The 10,974-nt window shown below is 72.3% G+C and carries 13 protein-coding genes; 9 read left to right on the top strand and 4 right to left on the bottom strand.

Annotated elements, in window-relative coordinates:
• The first annotated feature begins 131 nt into the window (after nucleotides 1–131).
• A complete protein-coding gene (locus tag HN031_RS01690; RefSeq protein WP_172265381.1) occupies nucleotides 132–1,145 on the top strand; it encodes a DUF3048 domain-containing protein in 1,014 nt (337 codons plus the stop codon).
• A 3-nt stretch (nucleotides 1,146–1,148) separates the two neighbouring features.
• On the opposite strand, the gene HN031_RS01685 is transcribed toward HN031_RS01690, so the two are convergent.
• The gene (locus HN031_RS01685) at nucleotides 1,149–1,781 is read right to left on the bottom strand and encodes a TetR/AcrR family transcriptional regulator (RefSeq protein WP_172265378.1); all 633 of its coding nucleotides are present in this window, start codon (nucleotides 1,779–1,781) and stop codon (nucleotides 1,149–1,151) included.
• Between the two features lie 54 nt (nucleotides 1,782–1,835).
• Between HN031_RS01685 and HN031_RS01680 the strand changes: the two genes are divergently transcribed.
• From HN031_RS01680 to HN031_RS01665, 4 genes are read left to right on the top strand one after another with little or no spacing between them, the layout of a single operon-like run.
• The gene (locus HN031_RS01680) at nucleotides 1,836–2,390 is read left to right on the top strand and encodes a YqgE/AlgH family protein (protein ID WP_172265375.1); all 555 of its coding nucleotides are present in this window, start codon (nucleotides 1,836–1,838) and stop codon (nucleotides 2,388–2,390) included.
• A gap of 23 nt (nucleotides 2,391–2,413) precedes the next feature.
• Nucleotides 2,414–2,707, top strand: a complete 294-nt coding sequence (locus HN031_RS01675) for a DUF3039 domain-containing protein (protein ID WP_172265372.1) — start codon at nucleotides 2,414–2,416, stop codon at nucleotides 2,705–2,707.
• Between the two features lie 20 nt (nucleotides 2,708–2,727).
• Nucleotides 2,728–4,482 carry a DEAD/DEAH box helicase gene (locus HN031_RS01670; RefSeq protein WP_216652011.1) on the top strand — a complete coding sequence of 585 codons (1,755 nt, stop codon included), beginning with the start codon at nucleotides 2,728–2,730 and terminating at the stop codon, nucleotides 4,480–4,482.
• Nucleotides 4,483–4,506: 24 nt separating this feature from the next.
• Complete coding sequence (locus HN031_RS01665) at nucleotides 4,507–5,142, top strand: IclR family transcriptional regulator (protein ID WP_172265366.1); 636 nt, start codon at nucleotides 4,507–4,509, stop codon at nucleotides 5,140–5,142.
• A gap of 9 nt (nucleotides 5,143–5,151) precedes the next feature.
• Here HN031_RS01665 and HN031_RS01660 read toward each other — a convergent pair whose 3' ends face one another.
• A complete protein-coding gene (locus HN031_RS01660; protein ID WP_172265363.1) occupies nucleotides 5,152–5,634 on the bottom strand; it encodes a helix-turn-helix domain-containing protein in 483 nt (160 codons plus the stop codon).
• Nucleotides 5,635–5,689: 55 nt separating this feature from the next.
• Here HN031_RS01660 and HN031_RS01655 point away from each other — a divergent pair, with 55 nt between their 5' ends.
• A complete protein-coding gene (locus HN031_RS01655; RefSeq protein ID WP_172265360.1) occupies nucleotides 5,690–6,202 on the top strand; it encodes a PaaI family thioesterase in 513 nt (170 codons plus the stop codon).
• Here HN031_RS01655 and HN031_RS01650 read toward each other — a convergent pair.
• Nucleotides 6,183–6,701: an Lrp/AsnC family transcriptional regulator gene (locus HN031_RS01650; RefSeq protein WP_172265357.1), complete on the bottom strand. Its 519-nt coding sequence runs from the start codon at nucleotides 6,699–6,701 to the stop codon at nucleotides 6,183–6,185. The two genes, HN031_RS01655 and HN031_RS01650, sit on opposite strands and share 20 nt — an antisense overlap.
• Nucleotides 6,702–6,782: 81 nt before the next feature.
• On the opposite strand from HN031_RS01650, the gene hppD reads away from it, so the two are divergent.
• On the top strand, nucleotides 6,783–8,015 hold the full coding sequence (hppD, locus tag HN031_RS01645; protein WP_172265354.1) for a 4-hydroxyphenylpyruvate dioxygenase: 1,233 nt from the start codon (nucleotides 6,783–6,785) through the stop codon (nucleotides 8,013–8,015).
• Nucleotides 8,016–8,113: 98 nt separating this feature from the next.
• Entirely contained in the window at nucleotides 8,114–8,911 is a 798-nt protein-coding gene (locus tag HN031_RS01640) for a hypothetical protein (RefSeq protein ID WP_172265351.1), read from the top strand.
• A 394-nt stretch (nucleotides 8,912–9,305) separates the two neighbouring features.
• Here the strand turns inward: HN031_RS01640 and HN031_RS01635 are convergent, their stop codons facing one another.
• The gene (locus HN031_RS01635) at nucleotides 9,306–9,905 is read right to left on the bottom strand and encodes a LysE/ArgO family amino acid transporter (RefSeq protein ID WP_216651969.1); all 600 of its coding nucleotides are present in this window, start codon (nucleotides 9,903–9,905) and stop codon (nucleotides 9,306–9,308) included.
• Nucleotides 9,906–9,977: 72 nt separating this feature from the next.
• Here HN031_RS01635 and HN031_RS01630 point away from each other — a divergent pair, with 72 nt between their 5' ends.
• Nucleotides 9,978–10,889: a LysR family transcriptional regulator ArgP gene (locus tag HN031_RS01630; RefSeq protein ID WP_172265348.1), complete on the top strand. Its 912-nt coding sequence runs from the start codon at nucleotides 9,978–9,980 to the stop codon at nucleotides 10,887–10,889.
• The last annotated feature ends 85 nt before the right edge of the window (nucleotides 10,890–10,974 follow it).

The following is a 10,974-nucleotide window of genomic DNA, read 5'->3' as shown; positions in this document are numbered from 1 at the left end:
TGAGGGGCGCCGCAGAAAAACCAACGCGTGGTTATCACCCCTGTGGCGCGCCTTCTCCGATCGGGGAAGGCGCGCCCCCACACTTCCCAGAAGAGCCAGCGGCTCGACACCCCCGTTCGATCGGAGCCCCCGTGCGTCACCGTCTTCCCACCGCCGTCGCCGCGTTCGTCGCGGCCTCGCTCCTCCTCGCCGGCTGCGGCGGAGGGGACGACGAAGACACCCCGAGCGGCAGCAGCTCCGCCCCGGCCGAGCCGACCGCCTCCGAGACCACCGAGCCGCCCGAGCCGACCTACTGGCCGCTCACCGGCCTCGAGCGCACCGGCAAGGCCCCCGAGCACCCGGTCATCGTCACCAAGGTGGACAACACCTCGTCGAGCGCCCCGCAGGTCGGCCTGGGCGCGGCGGACCTCGTCGTCGAGGAGCTCGTGGAGGGCGGCTACACCCGCCTGGCGGCGTTCTACTACTCCCAGGTCCCGGCCAGCATCGGTCCCGTGCGGTCCATGCGGGCCAGCGACATCGGCATCGTCCCGCAGGGCGCCACCGTGGTCACCAGCGGTGCCGCCCCCGTGACGATCAACCGGATCAACGGCGCCGGGATCCCGTGGATCACCGAGGGCGACGCGGGCGTCTACCGCGAGAACACCCGCTCGGCGCCCTACAACCTGTTCGCCCGGCTCGGCGAGATCTCCAAGCGGCTCGACGCCGAGGAGGAGCCGCCCCCCTACCTGCCGTGGGGCACCGAGGCCGACCTGCCACAGGGCGCCAAGGCGCGCACCCTCACCGCCGACTTCGGGGCGCACTCGACGTCGTGGCAGTTCCAGGACGGCGGCTACGTCAACACCGACTCGTACGCCGCGGCCGGTGACCAGTTCCCCGCCGACTCCGTGCTCGTGCTGCGGGTCAAGGTGGGCGACGCGGGCTACACCGACCCGGCCGGCTACCCGGTCCCCGAGACGAAGTTCGAGGGCAAGGGTGCCGCACTGCTCTTCCACGACGGTCGGGTCGTGCGCAGCACGTGGAGCAAGGACGGCCTCCACGGCGACATCGAGCTGTCGACCAAGGCCGGCGAGCTGACCGTGCCCGCGGGCCGGGTGTGGGTCGAGCTGGTGCCGGCCGTCAACGGCGACGTCACCTTCGCCAAGTAGGTCCTACGGCGTCGGGTCGAGCACGGGGTCACCGTGCTCGACCACCTGCCGGAGCCCGGCGAGCACCATGCCGACGGCGGTCTCGGCCCGCACGGCGGCCGCCGTGGGGTCGTCGCTCACGGCGACGGACCCCCCGACGGCTGACATCGCACCGAAGAAGATCCGGGCGAAGGTGTCGACCATCGCCGCGTCTCGACCCCCGTCCGTGGCGGCCAGCAGCGAGCGGACCACCTGGTGCACGACGGCGTACGTCGAGCGTGACTCCTGCTCGCGGAACCGCTCGGGCCCCAGCACCGACGGTCCGTCCGAGACGACGATCTGGCGGTAGCCCGGCTCCTGGACGGCCTGCAGGAACGCGCGCAGGCCGGCGTGCGCCTGCTCCCACGGGTCGTCGTGCCCGTCGGCAGCCGCGGCGATCCCCAGGGTGGCCCGCTGCTCCACCTGCTCGAGCGCGGCCTCGAAGATCGCCTGCTTGCCGCTGAAGTGGTGGTAGAGCGCGCCCTTCGACACCTCCGCCCCCGCCACGATCGCGTCGAGCGAGGTGGCGGCGTAGCCGCCCTCGGTGAACAGCCGCACCGCCACGTCGACGAGGGCGCTCCTGGTCTCGGCCGGGAAGCGCTGGCGGCGGGGGTCCATCAGCGCAGCCTAGGTGACCCAGGTCACCTCGGGCCGCCTGTCATAGTGGACGGCATGCAGCTGGCATCGGGGATGCTGCTCGTGGCGACGCCGGCACTCCAGGACCCCAACTTCGCGGACACCGTCGTGCTGCTGCTCGACGTCACCGACGAGGGAGCGCTGGGCGTGGTGCTGAACCGCCCCTCGCAGGTCCTCGTCGCCGACGTGCTCCAGCCGTGGCGTGACGTGGTGGCCGAGCCGGAGGTCCTCTTCCGCGGCGGCCCGGTGGGCACGGACGGCGCCCTCGCCGTGGCCGCGCTGCGCGACCCGCAGGCGCCGCCGGTGGGCTGGCGCCCCGTCGCCGGCCTGCTGGGCATGGTCGACCTCGACACCCCGACCGAGCTGGTCGACGGCTCGCTGACCGCCATGCGGGTCTTCGCCGGCTACGCCGGATGGGGCGCCGGGCAGGTCGAGGGCGAGGTCGAGCGCGGTGACTGGTACGTCGTCAGCGCCGAGGCCGGTGACGCCTTCCGCGGGGACACCTCGGCCCTGTGGCGCGACGTGATGCGCCGGCAGCCGGGCATGCTCGCCTGGCACGTCAACCGGCCCGTCGATCCGGACATGAACTGACCCGGAGGTTAGGCTTTCCCATCATGAGCACCATCGGATTCTCCCCGGGCAGCCAGACGGTCGAAGAGCGTCAGACCGTCCCGACCGATGAGGGCGACCACGAGCGGTTCTCCCACTACGTCCCCAAGGAGAAGCTCACCGAGGCGATGGTGATGGGCACGCCTGTCATCGCGCTGTGCGGGAAGGTGTGGGTGCCCTCGCGGGCCCCGGAGAAGTTCCCCGTCTGCCCGGACTGCAAGGAGATCTGGGAGTCGATGAAGCCCGGTGACAAGCCCGGCGGCGGCTCCGGTTCGGACGGCTCGGGTCCCGAGGCGTGACGGGGCGGCCCGACGCGCCGCTGCCCCCCGCGTGGCCCGACCGGGCTGCGTGGGGCACGGCGCCGTCCCTCCGCGCGTGGCAGCAGGCGGCCGTGGACGCCTACCAGTCCCGCCAGCCGCGTGACTTCCTCGCGGTCGCGACACCCGGTGCGGGCAAGACCACCTTCGCGCTCACCGTCGCCGCCGACCTGCTGAGCCGGCGCGTCATCGACCGGATCACGGTCGTCGCGCCGACCGAGCACCTCAAGACCCAGTGGGCCGAGGCCGCAGCCAGGGCGGGCATCCCGATCGATCCCACCTACTCCGCGGGCAAGGGCAGGACCTCCGACGACTACGTCGGCATCGCGGTGACCTACGCCGGCGTGGCGGTCAACCCGCTCGCGATGCGGATCCGCACCGAGCGGTTCAAGACCCTGGTCATCCTCGACGAGATCCACCACGCCGGCGACGCGCTGTCGTGGGGCGAGGGCGTGCGCGAGGCGTTCGACCCGGCCACCCGCCGGCTCGCGCTGACCGGCACGCCGTTCCGCTCCGACATCAACCCCATCCCGTTCGTGAGCTATGCCCCCGGCGAGGACGGCATCCGCACCTCGGCGGCGGACTTCACCTACGGCTACGCCCACGCGCTGTCCGACCACGTCGTGCGCCCGGTCCTGTTCATGGCCTACTCCGGCGAGATGCAGTGGCGCACCCGCGCGGGCGACGAGGTCGTGGCCCGCCTCGGCGAGCCGCTCACCAAGGACATGCACGCCCAGGCGTTGCGGACGGCCCTCGACCCGCGCGGGTCGTGGATCCCCGCGGTGCTCGAGGCCGCCGACAAGCGGCTCTCGGAGGTACGCCGCCACGTCCCCGACGCCGGTGGTCTCGTCATCGCCGGCGACCAGGAGACCGCCCGCGCCTACGCCGCGCTGCTGAAGAAGATCAGCGGCGAGACCCCCACCGTGGTGCTCTCGGACGAGAAGGGCTCGTCGAAGAAGATCGAGAAGTTCACCGCCTCCGAGGACCGGTGGATGGTCGCGGTCCGGATGGTCTCCGAGGGCGTCGACGTGCCACGGCTGGCCGTCGGCGTGTGGGCGACCACCGTGTCCACGCCGCTGTTCTTCGCGCAGGCCGTCGGCCGCTTCGTGCGCGCCCGCTCGCGGGGCGAGACCGCGTCGGTCTTCCTGCCGTCGGTCCCGCACCTGCTCGAGTTCGCCTCCGACATGGAGGCGCAGCGCGACCACGTGCTGGGCCGCCGGGTCACCGACGAGGACGACATCTTCGCCGCCGAGGAGGGGCTGCTCGCCGAGGCGCAGCAGGGGGAGTCGGCCTCCGACGAGCTCGAGATGTCCTGGGAGGCGCTCGGCTCCACCGCCTCCTTCGACCACGTGCTCTACGAGGGCGCCCAGTTCGGCCACTCCGGCGAGGTGCTGTCCGGATCGGAGGAGGAGATGGACTTCCTCGGCATCCCCGGGCTCCTCGAGCCCGACCAGGTCCGCGAACTGCTGCACTCCCGGCAGAGCGAGCGCGCCCGCAAGCAGAAGTCCGACGGCGGGGGCGACCGGGTCGTCGACTCCGTCGAGCAGCTCAGCACCCACCAGCAGCTCGGCGTGCTGCGCCGCGAGCTCAACGGCCTCGTCGCCGCGTGGCACCACCGCACCGGCCAGGCCCACGGCATCACGCACTCCGCGCTCCGCAAGGAGTGCGGGGGCCCGCCGGCGGCCGTCGCCAACGCCGAGCAGCTGCACGAGCGGATCAACCGGATCCGCGAGTGGGCGATGCGCCAGTCGTCCTGAGCGGAGTTGCGCCATAGTGGTCCCGTGCCCTCCGAGACCTCGCAGACGCTCGACCGCGGGCTGCGGGCGCTGCGGGTGCTGGCCGAGAGCCCGGAGGGGCTGACGATCACCGAGCTCTCGGGCCGCCTCGAGGTCAACCGCACGGTGGTCTACCGCCTGGTCAGCACCCTCGAGCAGCACGGCCTGGTGCGCCGCGACCCGCGCTCCCGGCTCTTCGTCGGCCTCGGCGTCCTGCACCTCGCCAGCGGGGTGCAGCCGCTGCTGCGCGACCTCGCGATGCCCGTCCTGCGTCGGCTCGCGGAGTCCATCGGCTCCACCGCCCACCTCACCGTCGCCGACGGTGAGGAGGCGCTCGCCCTCGCCGTCGTCGAGCCGACGTGGACCGACTTCCACGTGTCCTACCGGGTCGGCGCCCGCCACCCGCTCACGCAGGGCGCGGCCGGCAAGGCCATCTCGCTCCTCGACGCCCCCGCACCGGCGTACGCCGTCACCAGCGGGGAGCTGCAGACCGGGGCTCGCGGGCTGGCCGCCCCGGTGCGTGGCGTCGACGGGCTGCGCGCCAGCGTCGGGGTCGTGACCCTCGACGGGGCCATCGACGAGGACGTCGTCGCGCCGCTGGTGATCGCGGCTGCCCGCGACGTCGCCGAACGGCTCGGCTGACCCGGGCGGTCAGCCCTCGAACGGCTTGATCCCGGGGCCCGGGCGGGCGGCGATGTCACGCGGCTCGTCGAGCGCGTGTCCCTGCGCGCACCGGACCACGACCTCTACCGGGGCACCGCACCCGCGGTGCTCGAACGCCACCGGCGGACCGGCCTCGTCGGCGTAGTGCCGGTCGCCCCAGGCGGCGACGGCGACCATCAGCGGGAAGAGCTCGAAGCCCTTCTCGGTGAGGCGGTACTCGTGGCGCTCGCGCTGGCCGGCCTCCCGGTAGGGCACCCGGCGCAGGATGTCGTGGTCCACGAGCAGCGCCAACCGGTCCGTGAGCACCTGGCGGGGCATGCCGGTGTGGCGCCGCATGTCGTCGAAGCGCCGGATCCCGTTCGCGACCTCGCGGATGACCACGAACGTCCAGCGCTCGCCCAGCACGGACATGGTGCGGCCGATGGTGCAGTTGTCGGTCGCGTAGGCGAGGGCAGCGGGGGAGTCCGGCATGCCCGCATGCTAAGTCCAGTTGACAGACTCAGACAAGCACTGGCACCGTGGGTCCATGACGGAGACCCAGTTCCAGACCGAGAGCCGCACCTTCTCCTGGGTTACGCCCGGCCAGGCCGACCTGTCCCGCCTGCTGGAGCTCGACGGCCTCCAGCAGCTCGAGGCCATGCGTGACGGCGAGCTCCCGCACCCGCCGATCATGGACACGCTCGGCTTCACCGACCTGCGTCCCGAGCGGGGCCGCGTCGTCGTCGAGATGCCCGCCGCGGAGTTCCACTACAACCCGCTCGGCGGCGTGCACGGCGGTGTCATCTCCACGCTCCTCGACACGGCGGCCGCCTGCGCGGTGCACACCACGCTGGCCGTCGGCGAGCTCTACACCTCCGTCGACCTGACGGTGAAGTTCCTCCGCCCCGTGACCGTCGACTCCGGGCTGCTGACCTGCGAGGGCACCGTCATCCAGCGCGGACGTCGTACGGCGCTGGCGCAGGCACAGCTGACCGACGGCGCGGGGCGGCTCGTCGCCCACGCCACCTCGACCTGCCTCATCATGCGGGCGGGGGAGTAGGCGGCGCGGCCGTCGCCGTCGCGAGGGGCAGCACCCGGTAGGGGATCTGCGTCGCCAGGGCGATGACCGTCGTCGAGCGGTCGATCGCCGGCTCGGTGAGCACGAGGTCGATGACCCGCTGGAGGTCGGCGTTGGAGCGGGCGACCACCCGCGCCCACATGTCGCCGGCGCCGGTGATCGTGTAGGCCTCGAGCACCTCGGGGATGGCCGCGAGGTGCCGGGCGACGGCGTCGTGCCCGCCCGTGTCCGGTGGGCTGCCCGCGGCACGGCCGACGGCCCCCTGGCGGATCTCGAGGGTGAGGAACGCCATCACGGGGTAGCCGATCGCCTCGGGGGAGAGGTCCGGTCCCCAGCCGGTGATCACGCCGGCCGCGGAGAGCTTGTCGAGCCGGGCCTGGACCGTCCCGCGGGCGATGCCGAGCCGCCGGCTGGCCTCGAGCACGCCGAGCCGTGGCTCGGTGGCGAAGATCTCGATCACCTTGCCGTCGATCTCGTCCACTTCGGCTCCTCCGGCTGTGCAACTTGCGCAACGTTTCTTCGTACTGTTGCACACCTTGCCGGGCGTTGGGAGGGTGTGCGCATGACGACTGACATCGCCTCGACCGGTGGCGCCCTGACCGTGGACGAGATGAAGGCCGACCTCTCCCTCGAGCAGCTCCAGCAGCTCATCGGGCTGGTCGAGTACGACGCCGACGCGGACCCCTTCCCGGTCACCGGCTGGGACGCGATCTGCTTCGTGGTCGGCAACGCCACGCAGGCCGCCCACTACTACGCCTCGGCGTGGGGCATGGACCTCATCGCCTACTCCGGACCGGAGAACGGCAACCGCGACCACAAGTCCTTCGTGCTCAAGTCCGGCTCGATCAAGTTCGTCCTCAGCGGCGCGGTGTCGCCCGACAGCAGCCTCGTGCAGCACCACGCCCGGCACGGCGACGGCGTCGTCGACATCGCCCTCGAGGTCCCCGACGTCGACCAGTGCATCGCCCAGGCCCGCCGCGCCGGCGCGACCGTGCTGTCCGAGCCGCAGACCGTCACCGACGAGCACGGCTCGGTCCGCGTCGCCGCCATCGCGACCTACGGCGAGACCCGCCACACGCTGGTCCAGCGCACGGTCGACGGCGTGACCTACGCCGGCCCCTACCTCCCCGGCTACACCGCCGTGGCGCCGCGCTGGCACAAGAAGGACGACCAGCCCAAGCGCCTGTTCCAGGCCCTCGACCACATCGTCGGCAACGTCGAGCTCGGCAAGATGGACGAGTGGGTCGGCTTCTACAACCGGGTCATGGGCTTCGTGAACATGGCCGAGTTCATCGGCGACGACATCGCCACCGACTACTCCGCGCTGATGTCGAAGGTCGTGGCCAACGGCAACCACCGCGTGAAGTTCCCGCTCAACGAGCCCGCCGTCGCGAAGAAGAAGTCGCAGATCGACGAGTACCTCGAGTTCTACCGTGGCCCGGGTGCCCAGCACCTCGCCCTCGCGACCGGCGACATCATCGCCACCGTCGACGCGCTGCGCGCCAACGGCGTGGAGTTCCTCAACACCCCCGACTCCTACTACGAGGACGAGGAGCTGCGTGCCCGCATCGGCGAGGTGCGCGTGCCGATCGAGGAGCTGAAGAAGCGCGGGATCCTGGTCGACCGCGACGAGGACGGCTACCTGCTGCAGATCTTCACCAAGCCGCTCGGCGACCGCCCGACGGTGTTCTTCGAGCTCATCGAGCGCCATGGCTCCCTCGGCTTCGGCAAGGGCAACTTCAAGGCGCTCTTCGAGGCCATCGAGCGCGAGCAGGACCGCCGCGGCAACCTGTGACCGCCGCTGCTCTTCGCGCGGGCGGTGAGTGAGGCAGGTTCTGGCGGCCGAGAACCTGCCTCACTCACCGCCCGCCCGGGTTCTGGCAGGCTGGTCGCATGATGATCCGTCCCGCCGAGCTGGCCGCGATCAAGGCCGGCAGGATCGACCTGGCGTTCCGGCGCTGGGCCAAGCCGCGGGTGGTGGTCGGCACCCGGATGCGCACCGCGGTGGGCGTGGTCGAGGTGACCTCCCTGGAGCAGGTGAGCGTCACGAGCCTGCGCGCCGAGGACGCCCGGCGGGCCGGGGCGCCGTCGTTGGCAGCGCTCAAGGAGGCCCTGTCCGCCCGGTCCACGGACCCGGCGTGGCGCATCGGGCTGGCGTACGCCGGTCCCGACCCGCGCGAGGCGCTGCGGCAGTCCGTCCCGGACGCCGACGAGATCGCGGCGATCAACGCGCGGCTCGACCGCCTGGACGCGTCGTCGGCCTACGGCGCCTGGACCCGCGAGACGCTCGACCTGATCGACCTCAACCCGACCGTCCGGGCGCCCGACCTGGCCGCGCAGGTCGGGCGCGAGACGCCGGACTTCAAGAAGGACGTCCGCAAGCTCAAGGAGCTCGGCCTCACCGAGTCGCTGGCGATCGGCTACCTGCTCTCGCCGCGCGGCGAGGCGGTGGTCGACGCCTCGCTGCCGGAGCCCCGCCAGCGGGCCGCGCGTACGTCCGGCACGCCGCTGCCCCGCACCATCGGTGCACCGGCGACCCGCGCCCTGCGTGAGGTGGGGGTGACCACGCTCGAGCAGGTCCCCGCCTGGACGGCCGCCGACCTCGCCGCCATCCACGGCGTGGGACCCATCGCCATCGCCCGGCTCGCCGAGGCGATGGCGGAGCAGGGGCTGGGATACCGGGAGGAGTGAGCTCGGGGGGGCTGGGAGTGAGCTCGGGTGAGCTGGGGGCTGTGTTATTTGGCTCGCTTCGCTCGCGTGCTCGGCGCCCTGGAAGACGTCGTCTTCCCTCCTCGCTCGACGGCGCTGCCTCGCTGCGCTCGTCACGCTTGCTCGCTCGTCAGTCCAGACGACGTCGGGCGCCGAGCGCGTGCGCTGAGGTCGTGAGGAAAGACCTCACGCGTGGCGTGGCGAGCGTGGCGAGCCCCGAGGTCAGACCGTCTGGAGGCTCGGTGCCCGGCGCTGTCTGGACTGACGAGCGACGCGAGCGCAGCGAGCAAGCCGAGGAGGGAAGACAGCGCCCTCGAGGGCGCCGAGCACGCGCGAGCGGAGCGAGCGCAGACAAGCACCGAGCGAGCACCAAGACTCAGTGCGCCAGCAACCCGATGCCCAGCGCGCCCATGACGACGGCGATCCCGGAGTCGAGCACGCGCCAGGCCGTGGGGCGGGCGAAGAGCCCGCGGAGCAGGCGGGCGCCGTAGCCGAGGCCGAAGAACCACAGCAGGCTCGCGATGAGCGTGCCGGCGAGGAACCACCAGCGGTCGGTGCCGAAGCTGTTGGCGACGGTGCCGAGCATGAGGACCGCGTCGAGGTAGAAGTGCGGGTTGAGCCAGGTGAGCGCGAGGGTCAGCAGCACCGCGCGGCCGGGGGTGAGGGCGGTGCCCTCGCCGGCGTCGAGCGTCCCGGGGCGCCACGCGCGCATCGCGGCGTGGACGCCGAACGCGATGAGGTAGACGCCGCCCAGGATCTGCGCCACCGGCAGGACCGCGGGCCATCGCTCGAGCACGACGCCGAGTCCGGCGACCCCGGCGGTGATCGCCACGACGTCGGAGACCAGGCAGGTCAGCACGATGGGCAGCACGTGCTCGCCACGGATGCCCTGCCGGAGGAGGAAGGCGTTCTGCGCGCCGACGGCGACGATGAGTGCGAGTCCGGTGAGGAGACCGGTGAGGACGACCTGGATCATGAGGACAACGCTAGGTCCCGCGAAGGCGTCAATCCAGCGAAGGATTCTGACGAATCATTAGGATGTCTTGTTATGAGAGACATCACCCAGCTCGACCCCGTGGCCCTGCGCACACTGGCCGTCGCGGTGCGGCTCGGCACCTTCGAGGCGGCGGCCCGTGAGCTCCACGTGACGCCGTCGGCGGTGAGCCAGCGCATCAAGGCTCTCGAGACCCGCATCGGCCGGGTGCTGCTGCACCGTGTGAAGCCGCTGGAGCCGACGGAGGCCGGCCTGGTGCTGGTGCGGCTCGCCACCCAGACGGAGATCCTCGAGCGCGAGGCGGTGGCCGAGCTGGTGGAGGAGGCCGACGAGGACGGGACGACGTACACCTCCCTGCCGATCGCGGTGAACGCCGACGCGCTCTACGGCTGGTTCGTCGACGCGCTGGCCGAGGTGCAGTCGCGGCACCGGGTGGTGTTCGAGGTGATCCGCGAGGACCACACCCGGACCGCCGAGCGGCTGCGACGCGGCGAGGTGGTCGCGGCCATCACCGGGGAGCCCAAGCCAGTCCCTGGCTGCCGGGTGGTCCGCCTGGGCCGGCTGAGGTACGCCGCCGTCGCGACGCGTGAGTTCCACGCCACCCACTTCGCCGACGGCGTGGGGTCGGCCTCGCTGGCAGATGCGCCGATCGTCGCGTTCGACCGCAACGACTCGCTCCAGCACGACTACATCCGCCGGGTCACCCGCCGCCACCTCGCACCTCCGGTGACCTACCTGCCGTCCGTGCGGGAGTTCGACCGCGCCATCCGGGTCGGCATGGGGTGGGGGCTGCTGCCGGAGTCCGACGTCGCCCACGAGCTCGACCGCGGCGACATGGTGGAGCTCGTCCCGGGCCGGCGACCCGAGGTGGCCCTGTTCTGGCAGCACTGGCGGCTCGGGTCGTCGCTCGTGTCGGAGCTGACCGACGCGGTCGTGGGGGCGGCGCGCGGCTGGATGGCGTCCTGACCCGTTGTGAGCAAGATCTCGCGTTCTCCGGACAGGGCCGGGCGACGGTCCTACGCTCCCGACAGGGACCCAGGACGGATCCCCC

The organism is Nocardioides sp. zg-1308 (assembly GCF_013155375.1).
GTDB classification, from domain to species: domain Bacteria; phylum Actinomycetota; class Actinomycetes; order Propionibacteriales; family Nocardioidaceae; genus Nocardioides; species Nocardioides renjunii.
This window is presented reverse-complemented; position numbering and strand designations above follow the sequence as displayed.

Bases quoted from the DNA above. Each gene is read 5' to 3' on its own strand.
- HN031_RS01685 (WP_172265378.1), bottom strand. From the start codon at position 1,781: ATGGACCCCCGCCGCCAGCGCTTCCCGGCCGAGACCAGGAGCGCCCTC.
- HN031_RS01680 (WP_172265375.1), top strand. From the start codon at position 1,836: ATGCAGCTGGCATCGGGGATGCTGCTCGTGGCGACGCCGGCACTCCAG.
- HN031_RS01675 (WP_172265372.1), top strand. From the start codon at position 2,414: ATGAGCACCATCGGATTCTCCCCGGGCAGCCAGACGGTCGAAGAGCGT.
- HN031_RS01660 (WP_172265363.1), bottom strand. From the start codon at position 5,634: ATGCCGGACTCCCCCGCTGCCCTCGCCTACGCGACCGACAACTGCACC.
- HN031_RS01655 (WP_172265360.1), top strand. From the start codon at position 5,690: ATGACGGAGACCCAGTTCCAGACCGAGAGCCGCACCTTCTCCTGGGTT.
- hppD (WP_172265354.1), top strand. From the start codon at position 6,783: ATGACGACTGACATCGCCTCGACCGGTGGCGCCCTGACCGTGGACGAG.
- HN031_RS01640 (WP_172265351.1), top strand. From the start codon at position 8,114: ATGATGATCCGTCCCGCCGAGCTGGCCGCGATCAAGGCCGGCAGGATC.
- HN031_RS01635 (WP_216651969.1), bottom strand. From the start codon at position 9,905: ATGATCCAGGTCGTCCTCACCGGTCTCCTCACCGGACTCGCACTCATC.
- HN031_RS01630 (WP_172265348.1), top strand. From the start codon at position 9,978: ATGAGAGACATCACCCAGCTCGACCCCGTGGCCCTGCGCACACTGGCC.